The 18,231-nt window shown below is 35.4% G+C and carries 18 protein-coding genes; 4 read left to right on the top strand and 14 right to left on the bottom strand.

Translation table 11 applies throughout. From position 1 onward, the window contains the following. Window positions 1-90: 90 nt before the first annotated feature. Entirely contained in the window at window positions 91-1,014 is a 924-nt protein-coding gene (gene cysK / locus C6H17_RS03240; RefSeq protein ID WP_020995953.1) for a cysteine synthase A, read from the bottom strand. A 136-nt stretch (window positions 1,015-1,150) separates the two neighbouring features. On the opposite strand from cysK, the gene acnB reads away from it, so the two are divergent. Then, window positions 1,151-3,718: a bifunctional aconitate hydratase 2/2-methylisocitrate dehydratase gene (gene acnB / locus C6H17_RS03235; RefSeq protein WP_005217882.1), complete on the top strand. Its 2,568-nt coding sequence runs from the start codon at window positions 1,151-1,153 to the stop codon at window positions 3,716-3,718. Window positions 3,719-4,255: 537 nt separating this feature from the next. Here the strand turns inward: acnB and C6H17_RS03230 are convergent. The 6 genes from C6H17_RS03230 to C6H17_RS03205 all read right to left on the bottom strand — a co-directional run bounded on the left by C6H17_RS03230 (window position 4,256) and on the right by C6H17_RS03205 (window position 10,286). After that, window positions 4,256-4,684, bottom strand: a complete 429-nt coding sequence (locus C6H17_RS03230; protein ID WP_005217884.1) for a bactofilin family protein — start codon at window positions 4,682-4,684, stop codon at window positions 4,256-4,258. Continuing rightward, window positions 4,615-5,559 carry a M23 family metallopeptidase gene (locus C6H17_RS03225; RefSeq protein WP_005217887.1) on the bottom strand — a complete coding sequence of 315 codons (945 nt, stop codon included), beginning with the start codon at window positions 5,557-5,559 and terminating at the stop codon, window positions 4,615-4,617. Before C6H17_RS03225 ends, C6H17_RS03230 begins: the two co-directional genes overlap by 70 nt. Then, window positions 5,559-6,671 carry a M23 family metallopeptidase gene (locus C6H17_RS03220; RefSeq protein ID WP_005217889.1) on the bottom strand — a complete coding sequence of 371 codons (1,113 nt, stop codon included), beginning with the start codon at window positions 6,669-6,671 and terminating at the stop codon, window positions 5,559-5,561. The genes C6H17_RS03225 and C6H17_RS03220 overlap by 1 nt, the downstream gene beginning before the upstream one ends. Window positions 6,672-6,679: 8 nt before the next feature. Continuing rightward, the gene (locus C6H17_RS03215) at window positions 6,680-7,945 is read right to left on the bottom strand and encodes a Mur ligase family protein (RefSeq protein WP_020995951.1); all 1,266 of its coding nucleotides are present in this window, start codon (window positions 7,943-7,945) and stop codon (window positions 6,680-6,682) included. A gap of 143 nt (window positions 7,946-8,088) precedes the next feature. After that, window positions 8,089-9,552, bottom strand: coding sequence for a hypothetical protein (locus tag C6H17_RS03210; RefSeq protein WP_020995950.1), 1,464 nt, complete (start codon window positions 9,550-9,552; stop codon window positions 8,089-8,091). Window positions 9,553-9,644: 92 nt separating this feature from the next. Further along, on the bottom strand, window positions 9,645-10,286 hold the full coding sequence (locus C6H17_RS03205) for a hypothetical protein (RefSeq protein WP_005217905.1): 642 nt from the start codon (window positions 10,284-10,286) through the stop codon (window positions 9,645-9,647). 384 nt (window positions 10,287-10,670) lie between these two features. Here C6H17_RS03205 and C6H17_RS03200 point away from each other — a divergent pair, with 384 nt between their 5' ends. Then, window positions 10,671-10,910, top strand: a complete 240-nt coding sequence (locus C6H17_RS03200) for a DUF2443 family protein (protein ID WP_005217906.1) — start codon at window positions 10,671-10,673, stop codon at window positions 10,908-10,910. A 54-nt stretch (window positions 10,911-10,964) separates the two neighbouring features. Further along, a complete protein-coding gene (locus tag C6H17_RS03195; protein WP_005217907.1) occupies window positions 10,965-11,633 on the top strand; it encodes a hypothetical protein in 669 nt (222 codons plus the stop codon). Between the two features lie 310 nt (window positions 11,634-11,943). On the opposite strand, the gene C6H17_RS03190 is transcribed toward C6H17_RS03195, so the two are convergent. The 4 genes from C6H17_RS03190 to fliP form a co-directional block, all read right to left on the bottom strand. Further along, window positions 11,944-12,216: a hypothetical protein gene (locus tag C6H17_RS03190; protein WP_004086770.1), complete on the bottom strand. Its 273-nt coding sequence runs from the start codon at window positions 12,214-12,216 to the stop codon at window positions 11,944-11,946. Window positions 12,217-12,324: 108 nt separating this feature from the next. Then, window positions 12,325-13,203 carry a hypothetical protein gene (locus C6H17_RS03185; protein WP_005217908.1) on the bottom strand — a complete coding sequence of 293 codons (879 nt, stop codon included), beginning with the start codon at window positions 13,201-13,203 and terminating at the stop codon, window positions 12,325-12,327. Between the two features lie 6 nt (window positions 13,204-13,209). Then, window positions 13,210-13,896: a hypothetical protein gene (locus tag C6H17_RS03180; protein ID WP_004086765.1), complete on the bottom strand. Its 687-nt coding sequence runs from the start codon at window positions 13,894-13,896 to the stop codon at window positions 13,210-13,212. A 102-nt stretch (window positions 13,897-13,998) separates the two neighbouring features. Beyond that, window positions 13,999-14,826: a flagellar type III secretion system pore protein FliP gene (gene fliP / locus C6H17_RS03175; protein WP_005217910.1), complete on the bottom strand. Its 828-nt coding sequence runs from the start codon at window positions 14,824-14,826 to the stop codon at window positions 13,999-14,001. 283 nt (window positions 14,827-15,109) lie between these two features. Between fliP and hsrA the strand changes: the two genes are divergently transcribed. Then, the gene (gene hsrA, locus C6H17_RS03170; protein WP_005217914.1) at window positions 15,110-15,775 is read left to right on the top strand and encodes a homeostatic response regulator transcription factor HsrA; all 666 of its coding nucleotides are present in this window, start codon (window positions 15,110-15,112) and stop codon (window positions 15,773-15,775) included. Between the two features lie 359 nt (window positions 15,776-16,134). Here hsrA and C6H17_RS03165 read toward each other — a convergent pair whose 3' ends face one another. From C6H17_RS03165 to C6H17_RS03155, 3 genes are read right to left on the bottom strand one after another with little or no spacing between them, the layout of a single operon-like run. Beyond that, window positions 16,135-16,632 (bottom strand): adenylyl-sulfate kinase, encoded by a 498-nt coding sequence (locus C6H17_RS03165; protein WP_005217916.1) that lies wholly within the window; start codon window positions 16,630-16,632, stop codon window positions 16,135-16,137. Between the two features lies 1 nt (window position 16,633). Then, a complete protein-coding gene (locus C6H17_RS03160; protein ID WP_005217917.1) occupies window positions 16,634-17,404 on the bottom strand; it encodes a sugar phosphate nucleotidyltransferase in 771 nt (256 codons plus the stop codon). Further along, on the bottom strand, window positions 17,401-18,222 hold the full coding sequence (locus C6H17_RS03155; protein ID WP_005217918.1) for a gamma-glutamyl-gamma-aminobutyrate hydrolase family protein: 822 nt from the start codon (window positions 18,220-18,222) through the stop codon (window positions 17,401-17,403). The genes C6H17_RS03160 and C6H17_RS03155 overlap by 4 nt, the downstream gene beginning before the upstream one ends. Window positions 18,223-18,231: the final 9 nt, after the last annotated feature.

Below are 18,231 nucleotides of genomic sequence, written 5' to 3'. Positions count from 1 at the left end.
GTCAAAATAAGCATATTTCCCGGAAATCAAACTATATTAATACCTCAAGTCTCTAGCGAAGCAACGAAAGATTCTAAAAAGCTCTTAAGATTATTCTCCACCTTCAAATAGCTCTGTTGAGAGATAACGCTCACCTGTGTCATTTAGCATTGTCAGAATGTTTGCATTTGGGTATTTTTTCGCCAACATCTTTGCTGCATACACATTTGCCCCACTTGATATGCCTACAAGTAAGCCTTCTTTTGAAGCAATAGTTCTTGCCATGCCAAATGCCTCTTCATTTGTTACTTGCAATATTTCATTGAAAATTTTTGTATCAAGGATTGAGGGCACAAATCCCGCACCAATGCCTTGAATCTTATGTGGAGCAGGCACACCACCACTTAGCACAGGGGAGCTTGCAGGTTCTACAGCTACAATATGTATATCTTTATATTTTTCCTTTAAAACACTGCCAATACCAGTTAGGCTACCACCAGTGCCAACACCTGCTACAAATATATCAATAGAAGTGTCTTTAAAAGATTCTAGAATCTCTTTTGCGGTTGTTTCCTTATGGATTGCTACATTTGCTTTATTGTCGAATTGATTAAGGCTTAAAGAGTTTTTATAAGTATTACGCAACTCTTCTGCACGCTCTAATGCACCTTTCATGCCTTTTTCTGGTGCGGTTAGCTCTATCTTTGCACCAAGTGCTGCCATAACCTTTCTTCTCTCAATACTCATTGAGCTTGGCATAACAATGATTAGTCGCAGTCCAAGAGACGCACATACACCCGCTAAGCCAACGCCCGTATTTCCGCTTGTAGCTTCAACAATCGTAGTATTTTGCGTGATTGTCCCGTGTTTCATGCCATCAAAGATCATTGCCATAGCGATTCTATCTTTGATTGAACTATTAGGATTCATAAATTCGCATTTACCGAATATATTTGCCCCAAACTTTTGAGAAAGCTTATTCAACTTTATAACTGGTGTCTTGCCGATAAGTTCTGTTACATTTTGTGCTATCATGATAAAAACTCCACTTGTAGTGATATGCAACCACTAAATTCCCAATGTTATGTGCTAAGATTATAGCAACTTAAAGTTAATAATGTTTGCTTATGCAAGTATTAATTAAGTGTCAATTTAAGGAGACATCATGGGTATGGAAATTTTTGTGAAAGAATATGAAAACAATGTTGCAGAAAGAAGTAAGGAGGGTGTGCCACCACTAGCTTTAAATATCGCACAGACAAAGCAGGTAATTGAGATTCTAAAAGGTAGTGATGAAACTAACAAGGCTTTTTGTAAGGATTTACTTGCTAATCGCATTAATCCGGGCGTTGATGATTCAGCAAAGCTTAAGGCAGAGTTTTTAGGCAATATCGCAAATGGCACAGAAAAATGCAGCGTAATAAATAGTATAGAAGCTACAAAGCTACTTGGCACAATGCTTGGTGGGTATAATGTCCCCTATCTTGTTAAGCTTATAGAATCTAGTGATAGTGCGGTTGCAAAAGAAGCAGCAAATGCGCTTAAACATACACTTTTAGTCTATGATACATTTGATACTATTGCAAATATGAGTAAGACAAACGCCCTTGCAAAAGAGATTATAGAATCTTGGGCGAATGCAGAGTGGTTTCTCTCAAAGCCAAAGCTGCAAGAAGAAATTAAACTTGTTGTGCTTAAGATTGATGGCGAAACAAATACTGATGACTTAAGCCCAGCAAGTGATGCTTTTACGCGAAGTGACATTCCCTTGCATGCTAAAGCAATGCTGAAGAGTCGTATTGAAAACTATGAAAACCGCATAGAAAACATTAAAAAAATCGCAAAAGATAATAACGCAAGTGTAGTATATGTAGGCGATGTCGTAGGCACTGGAAGCAGCCGAAAGTCTGCTTGTAACTCTATTGTGTGGCATTTTGGCAATGAGATTCCTTATGTGCCAAATAAAAAGAGTGGTGGCTTTGTTATAGGTAGTATTATCGCCCCTATTTTCTTTGCGACATGTGAGGATAGCGGCTGTTTGCCTATCATTGCTAATGTGGATTCTTTAAAAGAAGGCGATGTTATTACACTAAAGCCTTATAGTGGTGAGATTCTAAAAGATTCTAAGGTGGTAAGCACATTTAGCTTAAGCCCTGTTACTATCATTGATGAAATACGGGCAGGTGGAAGAATCCCCCTTATTATTGGAAGAGGCTTAACAAATAGGGCAAGAAAGTTTTTAGGCTTAGAAGAATCAAAAGAATTCGCACAAGCAGAAAAACCACAGAAAAGCACAAAAGGCTACACTCTAGCGCAAAAAATGGTAGGCATCGCATGTGGCAAAGATGGAGTAAGACCGGGTGAGTATTGCGAACCAAAAGCAACAACGGTAGGATCTCAAGATACCACAGGTGCGATGACAAGAGATGAAGTAAAAGAGTTAGCAAGTCTTAAATTTAGTGCTGATTTTGTTATGCAAAGCTTCTGTCATACCGCAGCTTATCCAAAACCAGCTGATGTAAGCTTGCAGGCTACTTTACCAGACTTTATGACAAGTCGCGGTGGTGTTGCCTTGCGTCCAAAAGATGGCGTTATTCACTCTTGGCTAAATAGATTCTGTTTGCCAGACACAGTTGGCACAGGTGGAGATTCTCACACTCGCTTTCCTATTGGGATAAGTTTCCCTGCGGGTAGTGGGCTTGTTGCATTTGCCGCGGTTACAGGGTCTATGCCGCTTAATATGCCAGAATCTGTTTTAGTGCGTTTCAAAGGGAAGCTAAATCCGGGCATTACGCTAAGAGATTTAGTGAATGCTATCCCTTATTATGCAATTAAGCAAGGGCTTTTAACCGTGCCAAAACAAAATAAAAAGAATATTTTTAGCGGTAGGATTCTAGAGATTGAAGGGCTTGAAGATATTAAGGTGGAACAAGCATTTGAGCTAAGCGATGCGAGTGCGGAGAGAAGTGCAGCAGCTTGCACCATTACGCTAAATAAAGAGCCTATTATTGAGTATTTGGAATCTAATATTGCCCTTATTGATGCGATGATAAAAGATGGCTATGGCAGTGCAGAAACCTTGAAAAGAAGAGCAGAAAAAATGCGAGAGTGGATTAATAATCCCGTGCTATTAAGAGCAGATAAAGACGCAGAATATGCAGCTGTTATTGAGATTGATTTAAGCGAGATTAAAGACCCTATCCTTGCATGTCCTAATGACCCAGATGATGTAGCAACTTTGAGTGAGATTTTAGCTGATCCAAAACGACCAAAAAATATTGATGAAGTCTTTATTGGTAGCTGTATGACAAATATCGGGCATTTCAGGGCGTTTGGTGAGATTATGAAAAATGAGGGGCAAAGTGTTACTAGAACTTGGCTTGTGCCACCGACAAAAATGGATTCTAAGCAGTTAAGCGATGAGGGATATTTCTCTCTCTTTGGTGCGGCGGGTGCTAGGATTGAGGTGCCGGGCTGTAGCCTTTGCATGGGGAATCAAGCCCGTGTAAAGGATAATGCAGTAGTATTCTCTACATCAACTAGAAACTTTGATAACCGCATGGGTAAAGGCGCACAAGTTTATCTAGGCAGTGCAGAGCTAGGGGCAGTATGTGCGAAGCTTGGACGCTTACCAAAGCTTGAAGAGTATCTAGAAATCGTGCCGCAAAAATTAGGCGATAATACAAACAAAGTGTATAAATACTTAGAGTTTGATAAGATAAAAGATTTTGCTTTGTAGGACATTTTGTTGTTTTGAAGTTTTGCGGGGTGTTGCAAGATTGCATACTCTGCCGCAAGGCTTTACATATTATTCTGCATTTTTTTACTATACAAAGTTTTCTAGCGAGATGGGCTTAGAAAGCTTTGTTTGTGAAACCTTTTATTCTTAATAGAATCTAGTTTCTAGCTTACCAACCAAAAAAACTCTAACTTCCAATAAAGTTATAGCTATTTTCAAGCGTTATATTCGTTAAAAACTATGGGAATTCCATTGTTGAAAAATAAGGATATGAAATCTAAATTTGTATAGAGTAGTATAGGATAAAAGGTTGTTGCCGTAATAGGCATATCCATAAACGACAAGTGTTATAACAACTGGGGCTTTATATATTGCATATAAAAACTATACAAGACTAATCTACCAATCTCATGCATGTGAAGCAGTAGATAAAAGATGTATAAATATATCAAACTGCAACCTATCTTGCAAGACATACTATGCCTAAATATCTAGATTCCAACACTAAGGCTCACTTGCAAACAAGCTGTGTATATATCACTTTTTTAGCTCAATGCTAGATTGTGGTTTTTGTGCATCACTTAATAGCTTTACATCTTTATTATTGTTGCTTTTAGATTGTCCAAGGAACATACCTTTCTTCTCAATCACAAGCTCATCTGATGTGATTGTGCCCTCCAATCTGCCATTTGCTAGAATCTCAATCGCCTTTGCCTCGACATTGCCTGTAATCTTGCCACTAACAATAACTTTTTGCGCGAAAACATCGCCTATAATAATTCCAGTTTTACCCACCATGACGGTATTTTTAGAGTGGATAACGCCCTCAAACTCTCCATCTGTGTGGAAATGGCAATCTGTGTGTATCTCGCCTTTAAACTTCGTATTGACTGCAATTATTGTTGCAGCGCCTCCTGTTGTTTCCTTCCCATTAGATTGTTTATTATCTGAAGCAAAGAATGCCATGATATTCTCCTTTCTCTTTCAAAAATAAGGTCAAAATTTTGCATGTTCCAATGCACGAAATTCATAGGATCAATAGGTTGCCCTAAAAATCGTATTTCATAGTGCAAGTGGGGACCCGTACTAGCTCCTGAAGAGCCAGTAAGCGCCACCAGCTGCCCTTTTTTTACAAATTGCCCCCTTTGCACCTTAATATCATTTAAATGCGCATAATATGTTCTAAATCCAAATGAATGGGAAATCTTTACAAGTTTCCCATAACCACCATTTCCGCTACTACTCGCCCAATCTACAACGCCATCAGCAGTTGCATATACGGGGGTATTCATTGGAGCTACCATATCAGCCCCAGTATGTATATGATAAATGTGTAAAATAGGGTGATAACGCTTCCCATAAGGAGCAGACAAACGATAGTCGATATTAATGGGGCTGCCATTAGGGATAAATTTCATAATAAAAGTTTTTTGCAGCGCAGTAATTGAGGCTGTATCCATTCTATCTAATAGATTTAGGTCAGCATTATCTAATAAGGCTATTGTATCTGTTAGATTTTTATTCGTACCAACAACATTTTCTATATCTTCAAATCTATCGCCAACAAGGGCGATTTCCTCATCTTTTTCTTGCAATGCTTCATTTAGCTTCTCGTTGTGTTGTTGCATACTTGCAAATTCACTCATAAGATGAGTATGTCTTAATTGCATATTATGTATTTCTTTCCGTATCACAACAATACTGATATAGGCAAACAAGCCTAAAGTAAGTAAAAAGACGAATAAATACGCACCAACTTGGCGAAATATCATATCAACATTAATAAACTTCGATCCATTTAAATCTGTAATCATAATGACAAGACGCTTATTTGCATTCATCACATACCGCCTTGTTTTGCTTCTGCATATCGTTGTGATGTAATACTCTTTATAGAATCTTGCATATTGTTGGGATTGCGTGTAACTTTAGAATCTAATGATTCTTTTGTAATATTTAATCTTTCTTTTTGTTGCGAATTTCCTTCATCAAGGGCAAAATGAGAAGACATATCATTAAGCTTTGCAATATCGTTTAACGCCCACATAAGACTATGCATATCTATATTTGCATTTTTTTCAACATTAAAAATAGATTGAAAATTCTGCGTATCCCAATCAATAAAGGATAGTGTATCCAAACCTTGACTTAGGAATCTCACTTCATAATACAAGCTTGTATGATTTTTGCCCGGGCTTGAAGTGGTGTAACCTATAATATCACCCCTACTTACAAAATCGCCAACTTTTACCGCTATCCTATCAAGGTTTGTATAAGCACTACTAAAGCCTAACACATGCGAAAGTCTTACGATATTGCCATATCCATATCTTTGATTGCCATCGCGTGTAGATTCTACCAAGCCATCAGCTGTTGCATACACTGGCTCACTTTTGCTTGTATAATAGTCATATCCCGTATTGCCACCATGCGTTTGGATTGCTGCATATTGCATATCAATTAACCCATAATCCCTTGCATTTCTCTCTGTTTTATGCTTCATTTCAAACATAGTAAGTGGATTGCCATTTGGGATAATCTGCAAGATGGTTGCTTTTTGTGTGTCTGGAAGCGCTTGCAAGTCTATATGACTAATGTTAGCTTTATCGTTGTTAAAAGAGTTAAAATTTACCATTTTTTCTAAATCCGCAACCCTATCACGCATAGCTTGCAACTCTTCTGTTTTGCTTTGTATATCATCTTGTAAAAAAGCATTTTGCTGATACATGTCTTGGAATGCTTGATAAGATTCTTGCTTTGCAGTGTTAATATCATCAAGCTGTTCTATAAAAGAAGACATAGCAAAATAACCAAGCACAATCACTACGCACAATATAACGCCACCATACATGACGACTTTTTGCATAACCTTTGCCATTGTAAATTGCTTTGAACCATTTTCATCAACTATTGTAATGGTTAAAGTCTGCTTGATTTTTCCTGTATCTTCCATACTACCTACTACCCATCATAGCATTGCTTTCCATGCGTGTCATTAAACCACAGCAAAAACTGCTCCACAAGTGAAAAGCTTCCAAAAATTAAGTATTTGTTATCTTTGCGTAAAACTTTCTCTGATTCTATCAATTTTTTTGGCAATAAGTCAAGTTTAGTTTTATATGGGCAAAAAAAGCTATAAGGTATAGACATGGAATCTAAAATATTTTCCATTTCTTTAAAATCTATTATGCGCGGATTTTCTACCATAAAAATTATTATTTCAATAATATGTTCTTTAAAAATACTTAGAATTTCTCTAATCTCTTTGTCTTTATAGCTATTGTAAATAAGCACAAAGGGCATATTGTTAAAATATGATTTTGCGGCAGAAATAGCAGCATTTGCTGCCATAGTATTATGTCCTACATCAACGACAACATTTGGCAATATAGCATGGAATCTGCCGATAATGTCTAGCTTATTTTTCAGTAAGGGAATATTGAGTCTTCTTAGCACAAGAGAAGCTAGAGCTAGATTCTCTAGTAAAAAATATGGAATCTTATGTATATTATTATAAGTCTTTATCTCTTCTGTATGCAAATCCTCTTCACATAAATAAGTAATACTTTGTGGCAGGATACGCTTTAGCTCCGTATCATTGACATAAACACTGATATTTTTTATATTTTCTATGAGTTTTAACACCTTTTTTTCTTGAAAATGTGTAAAAATATCACCCTGTGCCGCACGAAGTTTTGTTAATGCGATAGATTCTAAGGTGTTACCTAGCATTTCTTTGTGATCAAGTCCTATGCGAGTAAAAATGCTTATATCATAGCGTAAAATAGAAGTGCTATCAAACTCACCGCCAACCCCGGCTTCCATCACAAGATAATCACAATCTTGCCCCAAAACAAGTGCTAAAAATGTAGCGTATTCAAAGTAACTAGCTTCTTGCATAAAAGAAAATTGCTGTAAAAAATTATGTGCGTCAAGTAATGCTTGAATGCTTACAATGCCATTATTTGCAATACCGCTATTTGTATAGAATCTCTCTCTAAAATCAAATACATGCGGTGATGTAAAATGCAAAACTTTATATCCAGATTCTATAATGCTTTGTGTGATAAATCTCCCTGTGCTACCTTTGCCATTTGTGCCAATAATATGGATATTATAGCTATTCAAACGCAAATGAGGCTGCAACAATAAAAATAGCTTTTTTGCTCTTTTGGGATCAAAGACCGCATATTCTTGTGCTTTGGAATCCATGTATTGATATATCATTTTAGCCCTTTTGTTGTGCTATTTTTGCCAAAAAGTGTATTTATTCTAGTATGTTTATGTAGGGATTGCCAAATAAGTATATAAGATTCCATTAATATCATATTAGAATCTATTTTTGCGATAAAGTTTATGATATTCACTCATTATACAAACACATCAACGACTTGTTCTTTATTTTCTTCTTCTGCAGTTTTGTTTGGTGCGGTATTGTCTTTTGTTTCTGTGTTAGCAACTTTTTCTTTTGCATCATTTGCTTTATTGTTTGTGGATTCTACAGAATCGCCCTTTTGTTCAGCATCTATTTTTGTGGAATCTTGCTTTACAGAATCTTGTGTTGCAATTTTGTTTTCATTACTACTAGTTTCCTTGTCGTCTGTATTATCAGCTTGAGTGTCAGTCTGTTTGTTTTGTGAATCTTGCTTAGTCTCATCTTTTGTGGGCGTCTCTTTTGTAGATTCTGTTGCAGCACTCGTTGTTTCTGTGCTATCTTGCTTATTTGTGCTGCTATCATCTACTTTTGCAACTACTTCTTCTTTAGAATCTTTTGTCTTAGAATCTTGTGTTGCTGTGCTTGCAACACTCCCTTCTTCTTTGACTTCATTACTCAAACTTTTTTCGCTAGATTCTTTAGAGATATTAGAATCTTCTTTTGTAGATTCTGTGCTGGTAGCATTCGTGCTATTATTAGGTTCTGTATTTTTAGATTTCGCAGTATCAGATTCTGTTGTATTAGAATCGGTGCTAGATTGAGTATCATCTAGCGTAGCGATTGTATCTTCTGTATTTTTAGCATTAGATTCTGTGCTATCTTGCGGTGTAAGGCTTTTTGTCTTATTTGAATCTTGTGTTAATGTCTCACTATCTTGGCTTGTATTTGCAGTATTTGGTGTTGCAGAATTTGCTGAAATGCTTGGTGTAGCCTGTTGTTGTGCTATTTCTGCTAATGCACTTGCTAAGCTTGGGGTTGCTTGGGCTGCTTTGAGTCCTGCATTTACCTCTTTTTGCTGCAAACGCACATTACGCAAATTTTCCATAGACAGCCATCTGCTTTTATTAATCTTATCAATTTTTTCTTGTAGCTTTTGGACATTTTCTTCTATCTGTCTGCTTAAACGATCGATATTATCAGAAAATATATTGATAGAGTGCTCATCTCGCAAATTCAACGCACTCATATCCTTTTTCCCTAAATCAAGGATAATCCCATCTTTTGCATAATCCATTGTAAAAACATTTTTATGATTCAGCGTTGCTTTACTTAAAATATCTTTAATTTGCTGTGTTGCCTCATAGCGTTGTTGCAACATTGTATCATCGACTGGCGCCCAAGCATCATTTTTCTCTGTTTTATAATTACTCTTTATATCTTTTGCAATGCTTTGCACATCGCTTAAGCTTTTTCTTGCAACCTGCAAGGCTTTCAGCGTGTTTAGCATGTCATTTACTTGTGTATCATACGCTGGATCATCTTCTGTGGCTACAATATCAGTGGTGGGAATCTCATCAATAATGCTAAAAGTCTTTTGTATATCTGCAAACTTTAAAGAATCGTTTGCTACTGGTATTTTTTGCAATATAATAGGCGCTCCATCTACATTGATAGCCATGAAAAACTCCATTTTTAAATTCTAAAGACTATCAAAGCAAAACTTATTCCTAAACTTTTAACACCTTGAATAAGCATACATCTTACTTTGCTCTAGTGTAGCGAGTTATGATATTGCGTTACATGAAAAGTTTCTGGTAGATACATCGCATCACTTATTTCATAAATAAGTTTATGAAAGGCATGCATAACATCTTGACTATACTGAAAAGTTTCTCCATTGATAATAATACTGCCGTTTTTATCATAGAAATCGCCTAACTCTATACTTGTAAGGATATTTTGGTCTCTCTCATCAAGCTTATAATAGATTACTATTTGCGGATATATGTAAGTCTGCCTTGTGCTAGGCATAAGGTGTATAGATTCTAAAGTGTGTAATGTAGGCGAATATTGATAGGGTTGAAGCACAAGATGTAATAAGCCGCTATCACCCCTGCGACATCCTTGCATTAAAGCCTCTTTTGTAGGATAAACATAATGGGTCGCATCAGCAATAGCACAAATTTCCATAATTACAGGCATGGTAGGCATAAGCACATTTTGCTCTGGTGTTTTTGTGGCATAATACTCCCAGCTTTCTGGCAAACCAGTTGTATGATTTTGCATTAAAGCTGGTGGCTCTTGTAAAACATGTGAATTTAGTGAAAAATCTGGTGCATAAGGTGTCCCCGCATAAAGCACACCACTCCATATCATAACACTTGCAATCATGCATTTCAAAATATTTTTCATGTTTGTTCCTTTCTATAAAGTAATGCCCTTAAAATCTAGTTTCCTAATGTATGTTGAGCATTAGGCAAAATATCTCTTTTATACTCTCAGCTAGAGATTTTCCTGCGTTTAATATACCAACCGCTAGATTCTATATAATCTCCAAAAAGCTTGACTTTAAACATAAGGCAGCATTTTTTAGAGAGACATTTTGCATTATGTTTAACACAATAGCAAACAGAGTTCATAATCGGCGATTATTGTAAAAATTGAATTTTACCATGTCCCTATCATACCGAATGGATAACACAATATTAATTATGATATATTTTCATAGTGCTTATATGCGATATTTATTTGACAAAAACTTGTTACAATAATGCAAAGTTTCTTAAAGGGGAAAATATGTTTGAACGCATTAATCAAATCATAAAAAACATTGAAAATATTCAAGATGAGATTACGATCGCATTAAATATGGCAAAGATTAGCCTTGAGGATTACATTATGATTAAACGCGGTAGTTTGGATATGCCAGAGCATTTAAATATGAGTTTGTTTGCAGCAGTTGATGAACAAGTTATGGCACTAAAAAAAGAAATTGATGTATTAAATAAATTGAAAAAAGAATGGTTCGTGTATTAATTATTGTATTTTTCTAAAGTTCTTAATTTCGAAATAATGGAATAGTGGATTATTATGAAGCTCATAGAGATTCTATATTCACTGCTTATTGTAAGCATACTTGCTTCAAGTGCTTGGTTTGCCTATTCTTTTTCTCTGCCAAATAATACAAGGGCAGCTCTCACTACGCTTTATGCGATAAAACATACAAGAATGTTATCTTTAATCGATCACTCAAAATTAGGCTACATAGGATTTGGCGATATTTATTCATTTGCTCGTGTAGATTCTAAACGATTGTTGCAAAATAATGCACCTTTTTATTGGCAGTTACAATTTCATACAAGTGGGATTTATACAAAAAATAGTCTGTCAATTTACAGGGATACGCCGCGTTTTGCAAATACGACTGACTTTGATAAGCGTCCCCTTGCAGGCGATATTGTCGCATTGCATATTGGCACGACACAATGTTTGAGCGGTTATAACAACACAAATATCACAGGATTTTGCAAGGATAATGCACTTTTTGATTTTAGACTACATGAAAGCACAAGATTGCAAACTTTAACACTGCAATCCCCCACTACTTGTCAAGAAAGAGATACTTTTCGCTTCTACTTTGATGATTTTAGCAAAGTATTATGCGGACAGAGACTACATACACCAAATAGCTTACAAAGAATTCTTGTGGGCAATATGATGATATTTATTGAGCCAAAAACTGGATATGCTTTTTTGTAGTTTAATGCACCAATATTATGTCTAGTAAAATCTGCAAGGCTATTATTGTCTGATGATAACTTTTATGTGATAGATTGCATAAGGTCTTATTGACATATTCACTGGTAAAATACAGAATTAGAATCTTTTTACATTGGCTAATCCTTATGTATGCATAATAATTAAGTATCCCTATCTTAATTTGCAAATATGAAGTATTTACGATTTATGCTCAAAAAACCTCTCAACCATCTCTTACCCCAATATTGAATTGTATTGACTATACTATGCATTTCGTCCATAAATATAGGATTAAGCAACATCATAGCAATCATTCACAAACTCTCTGCCACTCATATTGCCTTGTAGATTCATTATATACTTGTGCTTGATGGCATGAAGTTGTGCCTAAAGGTGGGAGTTGTGGAGATTCTAAAGGTTCTAGACTCGGTGGAGGGATAGGGCATACTCTGGGTGTGCATACAGGACGAACTTCATAGGCATTACTGCATATTGCTTCTACATTGCCATTTACACAAAGACAATCACATTTTGCATATAAGCAACTAAACACAAAGATACTGGATAATAATACTATTCTCATAAAAACCCCTTTAAAATATCGATCTATAATAAGTATCAGGTGCAACAAACTAAAAATCCCATTTTATAATATTTTTTATAATGTCGAACATATAAAATGTTAGTTTGCTTAGTTGGCATAGTCTAAAAGTTTTTCTATATCACTAAACGATAGATAACTAAGGCTTAGATTATATTGTCGCATAGCCTTAAAAAGATTGCGATTTGCTTCGTTTGCGTTATTGTCTATTGCGTTGATATAGGAAGTGGGTATAGATATGCCAAGATTTTTAGCATGGATAGTGTGGGCTTGTCTTGCATGAGAGAGTGGGAGAAAGCCACAATATATTTGTATTTTGTTTTGCGATGAAGCAAGGCTTAGATTATTTTTTGTGTATATTTGTATGAGATTCTTATAAAAAGAGTAAAAAGTTTTAAAATCTTTTGTTATCTGTGGCAAAAAATAGGGTGTGTTATTGTGTATTTGTGACTTATTTTCTCGTGTGTTTTGTGCATGATAAAAAGGTTGTGTAATGAAATTTTGCACACCATATTGAATCTTTTTGCATAATCCATGGCTATTACGCAATGATATCTTTGACTCTAAAGCACAATAAATTTGAAGTTGTCTTAAAAAAGTAGATTTTTTTTGCGTATCTTTTAGAATCTCGAGGGCATTATGGGTGGTGAGTGGATAAGATAGTGTTGTGTCGCCGCTAATAATTGCCGCATGAGATATATTAAGATATTCTAATGTTAAAAATGCACTTTGCAAGGATTCTGCGGTATGTAGGCTAGTCTTTATTGTTGGTATAAAATGGATACGCTTTAGCGTTTTAGTTTGTCTTACTAAATCCCGCAGTGTAGCAACAATGCTTAGAGAATCTGGATATGGCTTTGAAACTGGGTTTGATGGGATAAGAATATGTGTGATCGGCAAAGCATTGCATACTAAACACAAACGCTCTACATCTTGTGTGATATTTGTGGGTAGATATTCAAAAATCAAAATCTATTATTTTTGTCCAAAAGATGCAATGAGTGCTTCAATATCACTTTCACTCGCAACTTCATCATGGCTATCACCCGCAATATATGTAGCTGATGCCACGCGTTTAGAATCATCACCCCTACCTTCAAAGAGAGAATTCATATACTGGCTTAATGCACGCATTACATTGATAACACGCTCTATCTTTTGTCTATGAATATCTTGATACTGCATAATATCCATAGCTTGCATACATGCGTCATTACAATCCATAGCAGAATTTTTAATATTATCATTCACCTTTGCAATTTCTTTTGTTTGCTCCAGCGAAGCGCCAAATGCCTTAATTTTAGGGAAGCTTTCAACAAGTGTAACAAGCATTTCTTCTTGGGCTTTGAGATACTCTTTGATTTTTTTAGAATCTTTTTCGATTGAAGTAGCAAGCGATCCGATATTATCAATTTGATCGAAAACTTCTGTCATTTTCACTTCAGAGTCTCTAGTTACATCATCAAGCTGATGAACGACTTTGTGTTCCTCTGTTGGTGGTGGTGGTGGCCATTTCTTATCGGCTTCTGGCTTATATGAGTTTGGATCTACAAACTCGGCTTTAATTTCTTCTTTTGTATCTTCTGTCTGCACATCATCTAAGCCTTCACCCAAAGAATCTGCGTCTTGTGCCATAAGAGAATCTAACTCTTCTTGTGTCATCAAAGCTCCTAAGTAAATTTAATATAATCTCTGCAATTATAACATATTTTTTACAATATATTCTTAACATTCAAAATGATTTTAGCACACTTGCATGTATAATTAAGAATAATTAAAAGATCGAACGAGATTCCATATCAGCAAATTAAACCCATCAACAAGCACAAAAATGAGAATCTTAAATGGCAATGAAATCATGACAGGCGGCAACATCATCATACCCATAGCCATAAGCACCGAAGCAATAACCATATCAATAACTAAGAATGGTAAATACAATAAAAAGCCGATTTGAAAAGCAGTTTTTAGCTCACTAATCATAAATGATGGCAAGATAATACTAAGCGAAACCTTATCTATCAGGGCTTCAAATTGCTCTTTTGTCGTAATATTATCCATTTGTGGTGGCTCTTCATTGCGTATCTTATAAAATAATGCAATATCACTATGGCGAGTATTCATAAGCATAAATTTTTTGAATGGACGCATGGTCTCTTCAAAGGCTTCTTCATAGCCGATTTTTTCTTCCATATATGGCTTTATACCCACATTATAGGCGTCTTTTATTACAGGCTCCATAATAAAAAAAGTAAGAATCATAGCAAGGCTAACTAATACTTGCGTTGGCGGGGACTGCTGTGTGCCTAATGCAGTGCGTAAAAAGCCCAGCACGATTAAAATACGCGTAAAGCTCGTCATCATTAGCACAAGAGATGGGGCAAGTATTAAAAGGGTGAGTAATACAACAATATTTAGCGTGGTAACAAGCTGCGTTGGTGTGCTTGGTGGATTAATACTTAAATCAACTGAAGGTATAGGCACACCATTCAGCTTTAGCTGATTATCTGCTGGAGCGGCTAATGCGGTATCTATAAAGCCGATAAATATAAAAATAAAAAAGCAAGATTTTAATATCTTAGATACTTTCACGCCACCCTCGTAATGTTTTAGTTGTTTTGAGTTATCAGGTTAAAAAGCCAAATTGTAGCATAAAATCATGAAATTTACTCCATGCAGCTTGCATTCTATGGTTTGATAACCCTCTTTATTTTAATAGCCTTGCACGATAGATTCTTATAATCAAATCAATTTTATAAGTTAGCTTATAAAACTATTAAGAATTATTTAATTTATGCTTAATATTTTTATAAAAAAAGTTTAAGGTTAGATTAAATAATGCTATAATTACAAGACTTTTTGCTAGGAGACTTTTATGCGTATTTTAGTTGTATATAGTAAGAAAGATGTGTTAGATAGCATATCAAGGGAGTTGGGTAAGAAAAACTATCAAGTTGATTTGGCACAAAATGTGAAAGATGGGGAATATCACATTAGTGTGCGTAGTTATGATATTGTGCTTGGTGGGTGGCAGCTTTCAGATGGTGGGGCGCAAGACATTATATCTATTGTCAAGGGCAAATATCCAAAAGTTCCAGTCATTATACTTGGAGACAATGAGCCAAAGCACGAGGTCCAGTCTTTTAAATTTGGTGCCGATGATTATCTCTCATGTCCATTTGATAATGAAGTCTTATTAGCAAGGATTCAAGCCAGACTAAAACTTACAGATTCTAATCTTATAGAGATTGGGGATATAGTCATTATCCCAGATGAAGAAAGGATTACTTTTAAAGGTAAAGATATCGAAGTAAAAGGTAAGCCATTTGAAGTGCTTACGCATCTTGCACGACAAAGAGATCAAATCGTATCAAAAGATCAATTATTAAATGCGATTTGGGACGAGCCAGAGCTTGTAACGCCTAATGTTATTGAGGTAGCAATCAATCAAATACGACAAAGAATGGATAAGCCATTAAATATTAATACAATTGAGACGGTGAGAAGACGCGGTTATCGTTTTTGCTACCCGAAGAAATAAAATAATTGGCAATAATACAAAGTCGCAGAATGCCAAATTGCTAGATTTTGTGTCTATTTTGCTTGTCTTTCTCTGTGCTTTGTGTGAATTTTATAATCTCATTTCACTCGCTTATCTAGATGATTTTGGATTGCACCATTGTAAAACATTAAAAATCATTCATAACAAAGCTAAAGCTATGGCTTTCTAAGTCAAATATATCTCGCAGATATTTTTGTGTTTTTTGAGAATCTGGGCTTCTATATTCTATTTCATATACACATTACATCGGATTATCAAAGAGATCCATAACGAACTAATATATCGTATGCTCAATGTTTTTGATGTCATAGGGTTCTACATGAAAATACGCATTACACTCAAAACCCTTGTGTCTTTTCTATTATCTCATCTATTGCTTTTTTGCTATCAAAATCATCATAAAAGACTAAATCACTTTGTGTTGGGGCAACTAAGCCTTGCATAAACGCCATATTATCGACACCATCTTTATAATAGCCCTTACTATCTCTTAACCGCAAAATATCTACATTAACATTGAGATATACTTCAAGATAGTGAGTAAAATTCTCTCTATTAAACTTCCTTATAGATTCAAACATAGATATTGTAGCTAACACCACGATAAAGCCTTGTTCTACTAGCATTTTTGCTGTGCGGACATAATACATTGACATCTTTTCCCTGCCATCTTTACTATAATCTGTATTGCCTACACATTCACGCAAACTATCACCATCAAGAAAAATCGCCTTTGTATTATAAACTTCATTGATTTTTTGTATCAGTGCTTTTGCTAATGTGCTTTTCCCGCTGCCACTAAGTCCAGTAATAAATATTAGTCCGCTTTTTGTCATGCTAACCCCTTATAAAATCAATATCTAAATCGCTCTTAAAATCAATCTCACACCAATTCCCAAAAGTCTCTACCATATAAGCATTATGATAGGTGTCAATGAGTAGCTGCAAAAAGCTTGTCATATACATGTTGTTAAAATCTTTAGAATCATATTCTGCATTCCTATCAAGATTCTCATAACACTCTATAACTTTTGCTAGAAAGCTATGTGAGATTCTAAAAAGTCCAATGTATTGCCCTTGTATCTGGCTATAATCCTTTGGCTTTTTGCCTAATTCAATGATCTTTTCACCACAAAGCCTCAAAGTCTCTGCATCACTTAATGGATCTTCAAATCTCAAACTCCAAAGCTTACGCCATGCTTTATCTACAACGATACCTAAGTCATAATCACATATCATAAGCTTTTTTACAATATCGCTAAAATACACAATATCTGCGTAAGATACGAGTAAATCCTGCCTTTTCTCTACACATTCAAGTAAAAATTCCTTCGCACAAAAGAGCGTTGTAACCATATTTGTGTTTGCGTAGTTTTCATTTTTATAGAATCTTATATTTGTTAAACTTTTAGATTCTATATATTTTTGCAATACATCAAATTTATATCCACCAATAATGCAAACCTCTTCTATCCCCGCCTCAAACATTGCATTTAAAGCATAATCGATAATGCGTTTATCCTTGTAGCACACCATACATTTTGGCACATCTTGCGTAAGGGGCATTAGCCTTTGTCCAAATCCTGCTGCTAGAATGATTGCTTTCATTTTATATCCTTATTATTAGAGTTTGCATAAAGTGTATTTTTCCATTTTTGAAACACTTCGCTATTTTCCATACCCCTCTCTCTTTCTATGTGCCACATAATCCCAAAAATATTGTGAGATTTATGCTTAAAAGATTCAATGCTGTAATCTTTTGTATCACTGCTGATTGCTAAGGCTATAAGCCCATCGCCTAATTCTGTAATAGCATAATTATGAAATGAGTTTGTGATAAATCTTTGTGTAGTTTCTAGATTCTCTCTTAAATCTGGGTGGGCTGCGGGGTTTAGGGCGTAATTTACAAAATCTAGATTCTTTGTCTTGTTTTCTAAAACTTGCAACCCGCCTACTTTAATAGTAGATTCTAAATTCTCATTATCTTGCACCCCTACGCCCTGCACCCGCCCAAATGGTTGAGATTCTAAATTCTGTGTAACTTCATGCAACCCTACATGATTTTTACAAGGGGTAATCTGTGAGTTAAAATAATAAGCGATCATTTGTGCTCCACGACAGACCCCAAGCAAAGGGATAGAATCTTTTATGCATAAATCTATAAGATTTGTCTCAAAAATATCTCTTTCTTTATTCAAAGGCGTCTCATTACAAACGCTTAAATCATTCCCACCACTAAGTATAACCCCCGCAATATCAGGCAAATAAGGGGCAATATCTTGCTTATAACTTAAAGGCAACATAAGAAAATCATGCAATTGTATCGCAAAAAACTGCCCCCAATCTATTGCTAAAGATTCTCTTATTTCATTATATTCTTTCATGCTATAAAGTCGCTGTGAAATCGCTATATATCTTTTTTTCATGCTTTACCT

The organism is Helicobacter rappini (genome assembly GCF_900198625.1).
Lineage (GTDB): Bacteria > Campylobacterota > Campylobacteria > Campylobacterales > Helicobacteraceae > Helicobacter_A > Helicobacter_A rappini.
The sequence above is the reverse complement of the archived record's forward strand: the minus strand, read 5'-3'. Positions and strand labels throughout refer to the sequence as shown.

Excerpts from the sequence above, each read along its gene's own strand:
- C6H17_RS03165 (WP_005217916.1), bottom strand. The coding sequence starts at position 16,632 with ATGACAAAAAGCGGACTAATATTTATTACTGGACTTAGTGGCAGCGGG.
- C6H17_RS03225 (WP_005217887.1), bottom strand. The coding sequence starts at position 5,559 with ATGAATGCAAATAAGCGTCTTGTCATTATGATTACAGATTTAAATGGA.
- C6H17_RS03195 (WP_005217907.1), top strand. The coding sequence starts at position 10,965 with ATGAAGCTCATAGAGATTCTATATTCACTGCTTATTGTAAGCATACTT.
- C6H17_RS03190 (WP_004086770.1), bottom strand. The coding sequence starts at position 12,216 with ATGAGAATAGTATTATTATCCAGTATCTTTGTGTTTAGTTGCTTATAT.
- C6H17_RS03205 (WP_005217905.1), bottom strand. The coding sequence starts at position 10,286 with ATGAAAAATATTTTGAAATGCATGATTGCAAGTGTTATGATATGGAGT.
- C6H17_RS03200 (WP_005217906.1), top strand. The coding sequence starts at position 10,671 with ATGTTTGAACGCATTAATCAAATCATAAAAAACATTGAAAATATTCAA.
- C6H17_RS03180 (WP_004086765.1), bottom strand. The coding sequence starts at position 13,896 with ATGACACAAGAAGAGTTAGATTCTCTTATGGCACAAGACGCAGATTCT.
- cysK (WP_020995953.1), bottom strand. The coding sequence starts at position 1,014 with ATGATAGCACAAAATGTAACAGAACTTATCGGCAAGACACCAGTTATA.
- C6H17_RS03215 (WP_020995951.1), bottom strand. The coding sequence starts at position 7,945 with ATGATATATCAATACATGGATTCCAAAGCACAAGAATATGCGGTCTTT.
- hsrA (WP_005217914.1), top strand. The coding sequence starts at position 15,110 with ATGCGTATTTTAGTTGTATATAGTAAGAAAGATGTGTTAGATAGCATA.
- C6H17_RS03155 (WP_005217918.1), bottom strand. The coding sequence starts at position 18,222 with ATGAAAAAAAGATATATAGCGATTTCACAGCGACTTTATAGCATGAAA.
- acnB (WP_005217882.1), top strand. The coding sequence starts at position 1,151 with ATGGAAATTTTTGTGAAAGAATATGAAAACAATGTTGCAGAAAGAAGT.
- C6H17_RS03160 (WP_005217917.1), bottom strand. The coding sequence starts at position 17,404 with ATGAAAGCAATCATTCTAGCAGCAGGATTTGGACAAAGGCTAATGCCC.
- C6H17_RS03230 (WP_005217884.1), bottom strand. The coding sequence starts at position 4,684 with ATGGCATTCTTTGCTTCAGATAATAAACAATCTAATGGGAAGGAAACA.
- C6H17_RS03220 (WP_005217889.1), bottom strand. The coding sequence starts at position 6,671 with ATGGAAGATACAGGAAAAATCAAGCAGACTTTAACCATTACAATAGTT.
- C6H17_RS03210 (WP_020995950.1), bottom strand. The coding sequence starts at position 9,552 with ATGGCTATCAATGTAGATGGAGCGCCTATTATATTGCAAAAAATACCA.